The following is a 13,119-nucleotide window of genomic DNA, read 5'->3' on the forward strand; positions in this document are numbered from 1 at the left end:
ATGGATACCCTCAATACCCCCTTTGATGCCGCGCGGCCCGACGGTGAAAACCCGAGCGCACATCAGACTCTTGCAGAGGCTGGACGCCTCAGCCCCAATACCACCTACACCATTCCCGCCCGTCAGGGCCGGGCGATGCGCGTGAAAAAGGGTGAACTGCTTTCGGTTATCAACCGCGATGGCAGCCAGATCGGCGACTTCTGGGCTTTTGCCGAAGGTGACTGCAACGAATACCTGTCGATGGAGCACCTGCGCCCGACGCTACAGCGTGTCTCGCCGCGCCCCGGCGACGCGCTGGTGACCAACCGGCGGCGCCCTATCCTGACACTGGTTGAGGACACTTCGCCCGGCGTTCACGACACGCTTGTCGCGTCCTGCGATATTCACCGGTATGCCCAACTTGGACATCAGGGCTATCACGACAATTGCACCGACAACCTGCGCATGGCGTTGGGGGCAATCGGCTTGCGTCCGACATCAGTGCCTTGCCCGCTGAACCTCTGGATGAACACGCCTGTCGTCGACGGTGGCGCGATGGAGTGGCGCCCCCCCGTCTCGACCAAAGGGGACCGTGTGCTGTTCCGCGCTGAAATGGATGCGGTGGTGGTGATTTCCTGCTGCCCGATGGACCTTCTGCCGATCAATGGCACAGATGCGCAGCCGCGGGCGCTGGAAGTCCTGCTTCACCGGGAACCGGAATGAACCTGCCAGCAGAAAAAATTGGAGGCGCGGATTTCGGTCCGCGCCCCATGGTTCTACCTTTTCAGTGTCTTGTTTCAGGCCGCCTGTGCGGCCCCTCCGGCCATTTTCACCACCAAATCGCGGGTACGGGCCTCTGCCGTTTCAACCGACGCCTCGTGTCGTGCGTCCTTGAATTCCTGATACTCGATCGCGATCGTCTCGATATCCGCTTGCGCGACGCCGAAGTAATGCGCACAGGCCGCCAGAGCCGGGTCAAGCGCGTTGAGATGCGCCCGCGGCCCACCCGGAGCAAAGCCGAATTCACCACGCGAAGACAACACCACCAGCCGTTTGCCCGACAGGATCGGTTCGATCGGCGTATCACCACGCGCAAGGTCGAAGGAAAAGGTCTTGCCGATCCGGGCCACGTGATCGATCCAGCCTTTCAAGGCGGTCGGCATCCCGTAATTGTACATCGGCGCCCCCATGACCAGGATATCCGCCGCAACCACTTCCTCAACGAGTTCGTCGGACAGGGCCAGACGCTCGTTCATCCACGGCTCACGGTCCTCGGGCGGGGTGAAGGCGGCATGGATGAATTTATGGTCGATCGCCGGAATCGGGTTCAACCCGACATCCCGGGTGATCACTTTCGTCTCCGGTGCTTGAGCCAGAAAGTTCTGCGTGAACAGCCCGGTCAGGTGGCGTGTGAGAGAGCGTTCTTCAAGCTGGGCGCTTGCATCGATTCGCAACAGAGTGGGCATGGGGAATCTCCTGATTTTATGCACTGTGCATTGTGCCTACCAAGCGACCAACCCTTTGGCGAAAGCGAATTTTTCAGGGCGCGGATGAATGAGATTCATCAGGCCTCCTCTTCAAACAGAAAGGACAAGACCGATGCGGCGCCTGCCTCCGCTCCACGCGCTCCGAGCTTTTGAAGCTGCCGCTCGGCATCTGCACTTTGCCCGCGCCGCGGCCGAGCTTCACCTGACGCCGACCGCAATCAGCCACCAGATCCGCCAGCTGGAAGAGATCCTGGAGGTGAAGCTCTTTCACCGCTATCCGCGCCCAATCCGCCTGTCGGCGGAAGGCGCGGCACTATACCCGGTGCTGCGCGAGAGTTTCGACCGTATGAGCAGTGCCATCGCAGGGATTTCGCATCTGGATACGGATCGCCCGTTGACGGTGTCCGTTACGGTGGCCTTCGCCAGCCTCTGGCTCATGCGGCGATTGCCTGCCTTGCGCAGTCAGACAGGGCTGAACCTTAAGGTGGAGGCCGAGAACCAGCCGGTAGATCTATCCAGTAGCGATGTCGACTTTGCGGTTCGCTACGCAGGTCAGGCAGAGCCAGAAGACCAATGGCTCCCGCTGTTTGAAGACAGCTTGATCCCGCTCTGCGCGCCGGAACTGCTGCGCCGGACTCCCGTGAAGGACGACGCCGGTATTTTGCGCCTGCCGCTGATCCAATACCGCTGGAATTGCGGTGCGGAAGCGTCGCCGAGCTGGCAGCGCTGGTCTCACGCTGCGAGGCTTGGGGGGGCGGTGCCTGAGATCGCACAGCACTTTTCCGAGGAGATCAATGCCATTGACTCTGCGCTTGCAGGGCAGGGCGTGGTACTGGCTTCCAGCGTCTTGGCCAGCGCCGCTGTGGCGGCCGGGCACCTGGTGCGCCTGTCTGACGTGGGTTTGCCCGGCAGAACTTTTTGGGCGGTGAGCCGCAGTGATCATCCGCGCTTTGCTGACGTGGAACGCTTTGCGTCATGGGCGCGTGCTTCTTGGTAGGTCTGCGCGTTGCATGGTTTCAGCACATCTGCGGTGGGCTCGGAGTTAGTACTGCCTGAGACCTCCAGCACGCGGCCGCACTGTCCCCCCTACCTCTCCGCCAGCCGCTTCTCGATCGCCTCCAGTCGGGCGAGGACTTCGTCGCGGTAGGTGTCGGTGCGGGCGTTGTCTTCTTCGTGGTGGGCGTCTTGCATGGAGTTGACGATGAGGCCGACGAGGAGGTTCACCACGGCGAAGGTCGTCAGGAGGATGAAGGGCACGAAGAAGGCCCAGGCGTAGGGGTAGGCTTCCATCACCGGGCGAACGATGCCCATGGACCAGCTCTCAAGTGTCATGATCTGGAACAGGGTGTAGGCGGAATCTCCGAGGTTGCCGAAGAACTCGGGGAAGGTCGCGCCGAAGAGTTTGGTCGCCATGACGGCGCCAATGTAGAAGATCATCGCCATTAGGAGAAAGACGCTCCCCATGCCCGGAAGGGCGGTGATGAAACCTTCGACGACGCGGCGCAGGCGGGGCGCGTTGGAGACCACGCGCAGCACGCGGAGGATGCGCAGCGCCCGTAGCACTTGGAACCCTTGGGTCGCGGGGACGAGGGAGATGGCGACGATGGCGAGGTCAAACACGTTCCAGCCGTCGCGGAAGAAGGCGAGGCGACGGGCAAAGAGTTTGAGGCCGATCTCGATGACGAAGATCGTCAGGCAGGCCATGTCGAGGGCGAGGATCAGGCCCCCGGCGCGCGCCATCACGGGGGCAGAGGTCTCAAGCCCCAGAAGGATCGCGTTGAAGACGATGATGGCAAGGATCGTGTTGCGGAATAGGGCGCTGTCGACAAGGCGTTCCACGGATTGTCGCAAAGGGTCTCTCCTACGGAAAAGGGTCTCCGCGGATATGGCCCGCCTCCCCGAGTATCTCAAGGGGCGGCGGTGTGAATTTGGTGTGATTTCTGCGGTGCTTAGCGACCAAAGCCCGAGAGCGCCCGGTAATCAATCGTCTCGAGCAGCGGTTGCATAACGTCCGGCGACGCGCCTTCGGCCTGCACGAGGATGCGGTGGTCGATGAGGGCGCTCATCTGGTTGTCCTGAAGCATGTATTTCTGACGCCCGACGCGGACGATCTTGGCCCCCATGAGGGCGGCGTTGCCGATCATGCCGGACATGGCGCCGACCATGGGATTGTCGGCCATGAGGCGGATGGTGAAGCTTTCGCCACCGCCGGAATATTCGGCCTCGGCCCCGACACCGCCGCCCATCATGGCGAGGCCAGCGTTCATCTCGGTGTCGACCTCTCGGGTCCAGCCGTCGGGCGCGGGCGGTAGATACTCCGAAAGCGCATCGGTCTTGAGGGCGAGCATCTGTTGCTTGGCGTATTCAAGCTCTTCGAGGGCATAGGCGACGTCGCCCTCTTCATAGGCTTGTTTCGCGCTGTCGAGGGCGTCGGTGATCTCGTCCGCGGCGAGAGGCGCGGCAGAGAGGGCCAGGGCGGCGATCAGAGGAAGGGTGCGGAACATGGGTTTTCCTTTCAATCAGGCAGGAAACAGGAACAAAGCGCCTTCTATGCTAGGGCCAGAGTTGGATTCTCGCCAGAGGTTCGTGGCGAGCCTTTCCAAACGGGTTCGATTTTGCCAATCTTTCCGGGAAAGCCCCGGAATTCGTGGGGTGAGGTGATGTAAATCACATTAACATCACCTATATACCGGATAAGTTATTGAAAACGAGGAGACACCATGGCCGATTTTGACGCCCAGCTGCGCGAGTCGCAGGAGCAGGTCGCTGCTGCGCAGGCGAAGATTTCCGAACTCACCGGGCGGATTGACACTGCGCGCGCCAAGATGAAGAGCGGCGATGATATCGCCATCGACATCGAAAACGCGACGCTGGATGACGTGCATGCCCATACCGAGGTCATGAATGCCAACATTGCCGAGCTTATCATGGGGCTTGATGATGTGACGGCGGCGTTTTCCAAGGATTTCGACGCCATGCGCGACAAGACCGGATGGGAGAGCTTTGTCGGCATCTTTAGCCGGGGCAAGGCCGATTCCATGCGTCAGGAACGCATCAAGACTGCCAATATCGACGACAAGCTTCAGGATTTGATCGCCAAGTCCGACGTCATCACCAAGCTGCTCGAAGGGCAGTTGGCGGTGCTCAATGAGCAGAAAGAGAAGGTCGAGGCGAACCTTACGGAAACGCTCGATGAGCGGGAGTACACGGTCGGCGAGTTGGAGAGCTTGCGCGCGGAAATTCTTGGGATGGATCCGAAGATCATCGAGTTGGAGAACAAGATCTCGGTCGAGCAGGACGCGGCGGCGCGCACCAAGCTCGAGACGGAACTTGCCGATCTCAACAAGGCCTATAACGAGAAGGTGCAGCAGGAGCAGGTCAAGCTCGCCAAGAGCCAGACGCTTGAGCGGTATATCGAGAAGGGCAAGACCTGGGTCGATAGTCTTCAGAACCAGGCGGCGACGCAGATGGTTCTCATCAACAAGCTTCAGACCGACACGAAGCAGCGCGTGGTGCTTTATGATGCGCTGACGAAATCGCTCAAGACCGCGCAGCAGCAGGACATTGCGCACCGGATCAACGAGATCGGGGTCGAGACCGACAAGGAGGCGCAGGCCTCGATGGCGGCAATCGGCACGGCAACGAACCAGCGGATGGCGGACATGATGGAAGCGCATGAAGGCCACATGGTCTTTGCCCGCGAGGTTCTTGAGGCGAAGGCCAAGGCGGATGAACGTTTCGCCCGCCGGTTCGAGAAGATCGTCGAGAAGCACGACAAGAACCTTTATGGGGCGTGATGTCGGACTCGAAAGAATTTGCCTTCAATCAGTGCGTCCGCAATGCACAAGAAGATCGCCAGTATGCCTACTTTCGGGTAACATCCGAGCACCCTTTGAATGATCTTGAAAGCCGGCTTGGGATGACCCCCATACGTTTCTGGAACAAGGGCGACATAGTGGAAAGGGGTGGGCGTAAGTTCCGACGTCGGCAGTCATCTTTCCAGGTCGAAAGCGGTCTGAAAGAAAGCGACCCGCTGGTGGACCACATTCTGACGTTGCACGACAAGTTGGAACCGAAGGCAGAAGAACTGAGCAGTTTGGATGACCGGTGTCGCTGTGCGATTGTTTGCGTAAGTTACAGCGCACAGAGCATGGAGCTTAGCTTATCATCTGAAATACTGCGACGAATTGCGGATTTGTCACTGGATATCGAGTTCGACCTCTACGCTTTGGTCGAACCACATGATGCTTTGGTTGAGGCACGATCTCTGATGGCATTGCACTCAGGAGGTGCGAATTGAACGATTCCTCCAAAGACCATAAAGCCCTGCGTGATACGCAGGCGTCACGGCGCTATTTCCGCAAGTTCGAGGCGATCGCGGATCGGCTCATGCGGGTGGCGGCGGCGCAGGTCGCGGATGGTGCGATTGATGAGACGGATGTGAAAATCCTGACGCGCTACCTTGCGCGGCTCTCTTACACATTCAAGGCGCTGTCGATGAAATACCTCCTCGTCGGGCGCGAGACGGGGCAGTTCTTTGGCTCCTTGCAGATGGACGCGGTGGAGAGCGGGTTTCCGGTTTTCAACGAGTTGTTGGTCATGGCCAACGATGCGCAGCAGGCCGAGGCGCATCTTGGCGGTATGGCGGATTCGGAGGCGCTCAAGGACGAGATGATCCGCAAGATCATCGGCGAGCAAGAGATTCCGACGCGGCTTCAGTTCGCGCTTTCGCAGCGGCTCTATTACGAGGAGTTGATGCGGGGCGAGATGTTCTGGGCGCAAAACCATCCGGAGGTGTTCTGGCTCGAAACGCTTGGCGACAGGCGACGCAAGTTCATGGTGCATTGGGCCGTCTATGACAGCCAGATCAACCTGCCGACGATCTACCTCATGGAGGTCGAGGATAGCGCCAAGGTCGCGCTTCCGAAGGATGAGCGGCGCTGGCCGGAAGTGCAGGCGCATTTGATGAGCCAGAGCCTTGGCGGGCTGAAGCTTGTCACCATTGCCAAAGGGTTCGACGAGAGCTTTGACGACCTGCACCCGAAACGTCTGCGTCGGTATCATGTTGGACCGATGTATTCTTCGGCCTTCACGCGGCAATCGGGGCCGATCCGCGAGGTTCTTGAGGCCGCGCGCGCGCCGGAGGGCGAGGATTGGGCGCTTGCCTGGACCGTTGAGGATTTGCAGAGCGAGCGTGTCGAGGAAGAGCGCGCCGGGTGGTTCTCGACCGTGGAGCGGGAGGTCTTTGCGCTGGATCCGTTCTCGGGGCGGGGCGTCGATATAGGCGCAACGCGGACCGAGCGGAGTATCATCCTGCCGCAGCGGCCCTATCAGGTGTTGGAAGAATTGAATCCGCCGGGATTTGCCAGCGTGACGAAATATGTCGTCAGCCCGGGCGGGCGGGTGCTTCGGTATTGAATGGCCCTGTGGGCCATGCCTGCGGCGCGAGTATTTGAACAGAGAAGAAGACGAAGGTGTGTGAGAGATGAGTGTGACGTCGGACCTTATGGAATTGCGCGAAGAGGACATCCGCAAGCATTACGAGGCGGCTGTTGGGATGCTCGACGGGTTCGATCACACGCCGCGTATTGCCAAGGGCAAGGGCATGGCGCCTGCGGAGCGGTCGAGCGGATTGGGGACGCGGCGGCGGTTCCGGTCGACGACGCCGGGGTTGGTCACACGCTCGACGGCGCGGCCGGAGGGGGTTCATCTTATCGAGCGCATTGAGGGCGCGGATGGGGAGGATCCGCTTGTGTCGCCCGCGCAGGCGAATGTGATGAACGGGATGCGTCGGGCGCTCGCCATTGCGCTGGCCGTGGGGGAGAATTTCTCGGAAGCCTCGGGTCTTGCCGAGATGAAGCGCGAGAACCTTGCAGGCGCGCTGCGCGAGGATCGCAAGGCGGCGTTCTCGGAATTGCTCGCCGCGGAGGCGTTGGCGGTGCTGCATGTGTTCGGCAATACGGTGGCGTATCTTTTGGCGCCTTACATGAGCGAGGTCTCGGTCGAGATTGGCGAGGTCGAGGAGGTTTTGACGGACAATGCGCAGCTTGCCCTGCATGGCACGCTTTGGGAGTTGGATCAGGACATTGCGGCCCATGTGAGCGAGGAGGCGCGGCTTGTCCCGTGCGTCTGTGCCTTTGCGGAGCAGTTGATGGAGCGCGTCGCGCTTCGGGCGCAATCGGCGGGACGGCTTGGGGCCTTTACCGGGGCGCGGTGGCGCGTGGAGGCAGATGACCTCACGATCAATGGCTTTACCCCGGCGCGGGCGGCGAAGGGCTCGACCCTCACCATGACGTTCAAGAAGCCCAATGAGGTCGTGGGCAACCACATCGCCAAGTATCAGGCGATGAAGCTTTCCAAGATGCTCATGGCCTATGATTTCGACCGCCGCCTCAACCCGTTCGCGGAGCTTGGTGGGTTCATCTTTACCTTTATGGGCGACGGCGCGCCGGGGACGGGGAAGACGACGCTCATCCAGATGATGGCGGGGTTGGTGAACGACTATTGCGCCGTGGCGGGCTATCCGTTCCGGTATCAGAATTTCGGCATCGACAATATCGACAGCTATCAGGGCAAGTCGGGCCAGAACGCCAAGGCGTTTATTCAGAACGTGTTGGACCCGCAGGTGATCGGGTTTGGCACGATTGACGACATCGACCAGATCGCGGGCAAGCGCGGGGATCGTCAGTCCTCCGCCGGGCAGCAGGAGGTCACGGCGGTGTTCATGGAAGCCTTTGCCGGGGCGAATACGGTGGTGCGGGGGAACTGCACCTTTGGGATGTTCTCGAACTACCCGGAGAACGTCGATGATGCGTTGCGGCAGAGGGCCGGGGCGCGGTTCCTTGTCGACGGGCCGCAGACGCGGGAGGATTATATCGACATCCTCGCCCTTTTGATGGGTAAGAACCACGATATCCCGCTTGGGAGTCATGACCTCTATGAGGCGCAGGCGATCAAACGTGCGGTCGCACGGAGTTTCGAGGCGCATGGGCGGCCGCAGGAGGCGGCGTTGATGAACGTCTTTGACCGGGTGCAGGGGCAGGTCGGTGAGATGGACACGATTGCCAAGCTCGGGACGTATCTCAAGGCCATTCAGGAGGCCGACCCGAGGTTCACGGGCCGCGCGATCAAGAACATCACGGATGCGGTCAAGGTGCGGGCGATGGACTTTGAATTGCCGGACGAGTGGATGGCAGACCCGGAACTGTTCCTGTTCCAGACCTATGAGCGCAAGAAAGACATGATCGCAGCGCTGCGGGTGCCGATCACCGTTGAGATGGTGGTGCAGGAGATCAACCGCTACGCCGGTTCAGAGTTCCGGTATGCGGATAAGTCCGACGAGGTGGCGATTGAAGAGGCCGTAAGGGATATGCGCCGGATGGCAGAGGCGAAGAAGCGGTATTTGGAGGGGGAAGGGTGAGACTTCACGCGTTTACCAAGTTTCTACCTGCCGTAGCGTTTTGGGGAGCGGTTTTTCTAACGGCCACCTTTGTTCTTTTCGTTTGCCTAGCAGCGAGTTGGCCTGTTTGCGAAATCAACAGCGCCGGCTACACCTCTTGTCACACTAAACTAAGTCATTTCCTTGGGTCACCGCCAAATGAAATGGGCGATACATTCGCGGGAATCGCTGGGAGTCTAGCGCTGGTTTGGTTGGCGGCCTCAGTCATTATTCAGAGATCTGAACTCTCGGCGACGGTACGGGAAATGAAAAACGCCACTCAGATTTCCCGCGAGCGCTCCTCGCTTCGAGAATATGAACTTCTCCTAGAAAAGGTAATGGATGCGTTTGCTTCTGCAGAGGTTCACGAGGTTATGTATGGAGAGTGGGCTTTTCGAGTGACGGGTCGTGAAGCTAGGGAGCACGCGTGCTTACGTGCTCCCAAGAAGTATAGGCGGGACGGTGCTGAGGACCTAATGCCTCGCGTGTACAAAAACGCCGAGAAGACGCGTTCAGCTTTAGAGACGCAAGGTTTTAGGATTGATGATCGACCGAAGCGAATGGCGCAACACTATGCATTGCGAGATGGCCTCCGTCATTTGATCGACTTACAGCGAGATTTGCCTAAGTACGAGCGGCGATTGCTTGTCGAGTGGCAGATCGAGAAGGCACATGAGATTCTGGTCGAACTATTGCAGAACGATGAGATTTGGGAACTGGAGGCGCCCGATGCACCGACTGATTAAACGCGGCCTCATGTTCGGGAACCTCGTTGAGGTATCCTCGCCTGTTCTTGTCGAGCGGTATAACCGGGCGTTGGAGCACCTGACGGGGAAGCGCACGGCGCTCAAGGATTTTCATATTGATGTGTCGGGGTTCTCCCCTGAGATCGGGGATGAGTTGGTGGATGATCTTTACCTCAACCAAGGGGGCTGTAACCGGCAGTTTATCCTGCTCACGACCGAGCAGAAAACGGCGCCTTTGCTCAATGCCAAGTTCTCGACCTCGCGCGAAATCCTCAAGCATTTCATCGAGGAGAACGAGCCGCAGTTGTTTGCGCTGACGGCGCGGGATGCGGTGGCGGGGGAGTTGGTCAATTCGGTGTTTTCCGTCGCCAGCCCGGAGCGGCTTTTCGATATTCGCAAGCTGGTGATCGAGGCGGATACGACCGAAGGCACGCTGCGCGATGCGGACGCCTTGGGGCGGATGGTCGACCGGTTCAAGCGCGAGGAGGATGCGTGGTTTGACGATGTCCTCATCGCCGAGATGATCGGGCTTGCCAAGCGCACCGGCGATGTGACGCGCAATCCGGTGCGGCTCAAGCATATGGAGTTTGCGCAGGAGAATTTCTGGACCGCGCATTTCGGGGGGCTTTACCTGTTCCGGGGTGTGGATCATCCGGCGGTCATCGCGAAGGAGGACAAGGCGACGCTTGGCGATTTGCCGATCAAGCATGTGTTCGATTTCGAAGACCGCAACCAGATCGCCAAGTTCCTCGAGTATAACGACCTCGTGGAGCCGATTGTGAAGGCGCGCGGCATAGATGCGGGCGCGATCCTGCGGCAGAAGATGGATTTCATCGTCGTGGACGCGGCGCAGGATGCGGGCGTCGACCTTACCGGCGCGACGCGGCGCGATATTCGCGCGTTGGCGCGGGATCATGCAGAACACCTGCCGGAAGAATATCACGGGTTGCGTAAGCTCCTCGCCTGGGCCGAGGACGGGGCGCCGTGGCCGCGGATCACCTCCGACCACCCGGCTTATTTCTATACGCTTCGGGCGGCGGATACGGAGGATCGCGACCTCGTCAACATGATGCTCGCGGAATTGGCGCCGAAGGATGTGCGGCAGTTGTTCATCTGTCACAAGGAGGTGTTCTATCGCCTCTATCGCGGCTGGACGGAGACCAAGAAATCCTTTGTGGCAGATTTCCTTGAGCGGGAGTATCAGGCGGATAAGGCGGGTGCGCGCGCGGCGCTTTTCGGGCATGATGCACCGATGGAAGAGCCCACCCCGTCGCCGCGGGTGCGCGAAGACCTAATACAGCGCGTTGGCCCATGGGGCGCGGTCAGGAGGGAGAGATGATAGCACTTCTACGGTTGAGCGTGATTGGCTTCGTTGTTCTGACCGTGATCTATGTCAGCCTGTCCTTCTATTCCCGCGCGGTCCGGCGCGGCAAGCTCGAGGCGGAATGGGAGGAAGAGGGCATGACGGGCGACCGCGAGGCGTTCATCGACGAGGGCTTGCGCGACTATGATCATTCCCTGCGCCGCAAGTTGATCCTTGGGGTCTATATCGTGCCGGTAACGCTTGTCATCCTGTTGATCTATTTCGTGAATTTTTACTGAGGGGGCCGATATGGTCTATGTCAAATGGGGCTTCTGGGCGGTGTTCTGGATCATCGTGGCGGCGTTCTTTCACTACACGCTGCCGCAGACGGATATCGCGCGGATCACCGACACCTATGAAAAGCGGATCGACTTTGGCGAGAACTCGATCTTCTGGTCTGCGCCGGATTCCGGCAATGCAACGGAGACCGTCAATCGCGACGTGTTCTTCATCCAGAGCAAGCGGCCCAATGACCGGGTGATGGTCTATCGCAACGAGGATACGGGATGGGGCTGGCCGCCTTATTTCAAGTTCGACACCTCGAATCTTCAGGCCGAGGCGGCGGATCTCAAATCGACGGCGGACGATCCGCAATGGGTCGCGGTCAAGCATTACGGCTGGCGCAATGAATTCCTGTCGATCTATCCCAACGCGGTTGGCGTGAAGGCGGTTGCGGGGCCGGATGTGCGGATCATCCCGTGGCTCAACATCATCATTCTGGTGCTTTTCGCGGCGCTGTGTTGGGCGGTTTGGGTGCGCTGGCGGCGGTTCCGCGCGGCGCGGATCGACCCGATGCTCGAAGATGTCAGCGAAGGGTTCGAGGACATGGGCGACTCGATTGCCGAAAAGCGTGGTCGGGTTGCGCGCTGGATCGATAGCTGGCGGTCGAAGCGGTAGCAGGAAGGGCTTGCGAAAGCCCTTCCGCACGTGATCTCGAAGCGGCTTGGCGCTCAGGCGAGAAGCTTGACCCCGGCCAGGATGAACACCCCGATAAAGGCGGTCTCAACCGTGAGGAGGGCGATCGCCGTGCCGCCGACCTGTAGCAGCTCCTTGATATTGGTTTTCATACCAACCGCAGCGATGGCCGTCAGAAGGAGCCAGCGCGACGCCGAGGACATCAGATCCGAGACAAGGCCCGGGATCAGGTGTAGCGAATTGAGCGTCGCCAGCACGAGAAAGCCAATCACAAAGCCGGGCAGGAGGGGCGGGTTCTCGCCTTCGGCCTGCCCCGCGGCATAGCGCCGGATGAGGAGAGAGGCGACAAGCACCACCGGCGCCAGCATGGCCACGCGGATCAGCTTGACTAAGGTAGCGGTGTCGCCTGTGGTCTCCGAGATGGTAAAGCCCGCGCCGACGACCTGTGCCACGTCATGGATCGTGCCGCCAAGAAAGACGCCGCCTTGCACCTCGCCAAGGCCAAGAAGTCCGACGGCAATAGGATAGAGGATCATCGCCAGCGTCGAGAGTACGGTGACGCCCATCACGGTAAAGATCAGGTGTTGTTCCGACCGGTCATTGCGCGGCAAAATGGCGGAAATCGCCATGGCAGCCGAAGCGCCACAAATGGCGACAGACCCGGCGGTGAGCAGTGCGAAGTCCCAGCCACGGCCAAACAGGCGCGCGACGAGAAGGCCAAAAAGGATCGTTGCGGCGACGCCGGCAATCACCAAGCCGATCAGCGGCAGGCCAAGCGACATCATCAGATCGAAACTGATCCGCACACCGAGCAGCGCCACGCCAAACCGCAGCAGGCTGCGGGCGCTGAACGAGATGCCCTCGACGGTCTTGCCTTCGGATCCGAGAAAGTTCACCGCGATCCCAAGCAAGAGCGCCAGCAACATCGCAGGGGTGCCATAATGCTGGGCAAGGAATTGCGCCGAGATGGCGACAATCACCGCCATGGTGATGCCGGGGGCGAGGGTCTTCGCCGCGTCGATCCCCTTGTCCATGTTAGTGGCCCTTCTGCGGTCGCATATCCGCTGGGTTGATCCCTGCGACTTGGACGGGTTTGGTCATTGCGTCTCTGCGGAAGGGTTCTCCGAGTTCTTGGTTGATGAGGGCTTCGATGAGGGTTGTGATGCCGTTTTTCTGGTCCTCGATGGCCTG

Annotated in this window: 14 protein-coding genes; 10 read left to right on the top strand and 4 right to left on the bottom strand. The window is 60.0% G+C overall.

The window, feature by feature from the left end:
* Nucleotides 1-702 carry an urea carboxylase-associated family protein gene (locus tag R1W01_RS15965; protein WP_297757876.1) on the top strand — a complete coding sequence of 234 codons (702 nt, stop codon included), beginning with the start codon at nt 1-3 and terminating at the stop codon, nt 700-702.
* Between the two features lie 74 nt (nt 703-776).
* On the opposite strand, the gene R1W01_RS15970 is transcribed toward R1W01_RS15965, so the two are convergent.
* Nucleotides 777-1,445 (bottom strand): FMN-dependent NADH-azoreductase, encoded by a 669-nt coding sequence (locus R1W01_RS15970; protein WP_243614062.1) that lies wholly within the window; start codon nt 1,443-1,445, stop codon nt 777-779.
* A gap of 133 nt (nt 1,446-1,578) precedes the next feature.
* Between R1W01_RS15970 and R1W01_RS15975 the strand changes: the two genes are divergently transcribed.
* The gene (locus R1W01_RS15975; protein ID WP_297757873.1) at nt 1,579-2,463 is read left to right on the top strand and encodes a LysR substrate-binding domain-containing protein; all 885 of its coding nucleotides are present in this window, start codon (nt 1,579-1,581) and stop codon (nt 2,461-2,463) included.
* A gap of 89 nt (nt 2,464-2,552) precedes the next feature.
* Here R1W01_RS15975 and R1W01_RS15980 read toward each other — a convergent pair whose 3' ends face one another.
* The gene (locus tag R1W01_RS15980; protein ID WP_243614064.1) at nt 2,553-3,317 is read right to left on the bottom strand and encodes an ion transporter; all 765 of its coding nucleotides are present in this window, start codon (nt 3,315-3,317) and stop codon (nt 2,553-2,555) included.
* Between the two features lie 98 nt (nt 3,318-3,415).
* A complete protein-coding gene (locus R1W01_RS15985; protein WP_243614065.1) occupies nt 3,416-3,970 on the bottom strand; it encodes a hypothetical protein in 555 nt (184 codons plus the stop codon).
* Nucleotides 3,971-4,186: 216 nt separating this feature from the next.
* On the opposite strand from R1W01_RS15985, the gene R1W01_RS15990 reads away from it, so the two are divergent.
* The 8 genes from R1W01_RS15990 to R1W01_RS16025 all read left to right on the top strand — a co-directional run bounded on the left by R1W01_RS15990 (nt 4,187) and on the right by R1W01_RS16025 (nt 11,910).
* The gene (locus R1W01_RS15990; RefSeq protein ID WP_297757867.1) at nt 4,187-5,263 is read left to right on the top strand and encodes a hypothetical protein; all 1,077 of its coding nucleotides are present in this window, start codon (nt 4,187-4,189) and stop codon (nt 5,261-5,263) included.
* Nucleotides 5,263-5,766, top strand: a complete 504-nt coding sequence (locus tag R1W01_RS15995) for a DUF4279 domain-containing protein (protein WP_243614067.1) — start codon at nt 5,263-5,265, stop codon at nt 5,764-5,766. The genes R1W01_RS15990 and R1W01_RS15995 overlap by 1 nt, the downstream gene beginning before the upstream one ends.
* Nucleotides 5,763-6,884: a hypothetical protein gene (locus R1W01_RS16000; protein ID WP_297757864.1), complete on the top strand. Its 1,122-nt coding sequence runs from the start codon at nt 5,763-5,765 to the stop codon at nt 6,882-6,884. Before R1W01_RS15995 ends, R1W01_RS16000 begins: the two co-directional genes overlap by 4 nt.
* A 67-nt stretch (nt 6,885-6,951) precedes the next feature.
* Nucleotides 6,952-8,886: an ATP-binding protein gene (locus R1W01_RS16005; RefSeq protein WP_297757861.1), complete on the top strand. Its 1,935-nt coding sequence runs from the start codon at nt 6,952-6,954 to the stop codon at nt 8,884-8,886.
* 284 nt (nt 8,887-9,170) lie between these two features.
* Nucleotides 9,171-9,650 carry a hypothetical protein gene (locus R1W01_RS16010; protein WP_297757860.1) on the top strand — a complete coding sequence of 160 codons (480 nt, stop codon included), beginning with the start codon at nt 9,171-9,173 and terminating at the stop codon, nt 9,648-9,650.
* A complete protein-coding gene (locus R1W01_RS16015; RefSeq protein ID WP_297757857.1) occupies nt 9,634-10,989 on the top strand; it encodes a DUF6638 family protein in 1,356 nt (451 codons plus the stop codon). The genes R1W01_RS16010 and R1W01_RS16015 overlap by 17 nt, the downstream gene beginning before the upstream one ends.
* Nucleotides 10,986-11,252, top strand: coding sequence for a hypothetical protein (locus R1W01_RS16020; RefSeq protein WP_243614072.1), 267 nt, complete (start codon nt 10,986-10,988; stop codon nt 11,250-11,252). Before R1W01_RS16015 ends, R1W01_RS16020 begins: the two co-directional genes overlap by 4 nt.
* Nucleotides 11,253-11,262: 10 nt before the next feature.
* A complete protein-coding gene (locus tag R1W01_RS16025; protein WP_243614073.1) occupies nt 11,263-11,910 on the top strand; it encodes a DUF1523 family protein in 648 nt (215 codons plus the stop codon).
* A 53-nt stretch (nt 11,911-11,963) separates the two neighbouring features.
* Here R1W01_RS16025 and R1W01_RS16030 read toward each other — a convergent pair whose 3' ends face one another.
* A complete protein-coding gene (locus tag R1W01_RS16030; RefSeq protein ID WP_297757853.1) occupies nt 11,964-12,962 on the bottom strand; it encodes a YeiH family protein in 999 nt (332 codons plus the stop codon).
* Nucleotides 12,963-13,119: the final 157 nt, after the last annotated feature.

This window comes from Shimia sp. FJ5, assembly GCF_032918335.1.
Lineage (GTDB): Bacteria > Pseudomonadota > Alphaproteobacteria > Rhodobacterales > Rhodobacteraceae > Shimia > Shimia aestuarii_A.

Excerpts from the sequence above, each read along its gene's own strand:
- R1W01_RS16025 (WP_243614073.1), top strand. The coding sequence starts at position 11,263 with ATGGTCTATGTCAAATGGGGCTTCTGGGCGGTGTTCTGGATCATCGTG.
- R1W01_RS15990 (WP_297757867.1), top strand. The coding sequence starts at position 4,187 with ATGGCCGATTTTGACGCCCAGCTGCGCGAGTCGCAGGAGCAGGTCGCT.
- R1W01_RS16020 (WP_243614072.1), top strand. The coding sequence starts at position 10,986 with ATGATAGCACTTCTACGGTTGAGCGTGATTGGCTTCGTTGTTCTGACC.
- R1W01_RS15970 (WP_243614062.1), bottom strand. The coding sequence starts at position 1,445 with ATGCCCACTCTGTTGCGAATCGATGCAAGCGCCCAGCTTGAAGAACGC.
- R1W01_RS16030 (WP_297757853.1), bottom strand. The coding sequence starts at position 12,962 with ATGGACAAGGGGATCGACGCGGCGAAGACCCTCGCCCCCGGCATCACC.
- R1W01_RS16005 (WP_297757861.1), top strand. The coding sequence starts at position 6,952 with ATGAGTGTGACGTCGGACCTTATGGAATTGCGCGAAGAGGACATCCGC.
- R1W01_RS15965 (WP_297757876.1), top strand. The coding sequence starts at position 1 with ATGGATACCCTCAATACCCCCTTTGATGCCGCGCGGCCCGACGGTGAA.
- R1W01_RS15985 (WP_243614065.1), bottom strand. The coding sequence starts at position 3,970 with ATGTTCCGCACCCTTCCTCTGATCGCCGCCCTGGCCCTCTCTGCCGCG.
- R1W01_RS16010 (WP_297757860.1), top strand. The coding sequence starts at position 9,171 with ATGAAAAACGCCACTCAGATTTCCCGCGAGCGCTCCTCGCTTCGAGAA.
- R1W01_RS15995 (WP_243614067.1), top strand. The coding sequence starts at position 5,263 with ATGTCGGACTCGAAAGAATTTGCCTTCAATCAGTGCGTCCGCAATGCA.
- R1W01_RS16015 (WP_297757857.1), top strand. The coding sequence starts at position 9,634 with ATGCACCGACTGATTAAACGCGGCCTCATGTTCGGGAACCTCGTTGAG.
- R1W01_RS15975 (WP_297757873.1), top strand. The coding sequence starts at position 1,579 with ATGCGGCGCCTGCCTCCGCTCCACGCGCTCCGAGCTTTTGAAGCTGCC.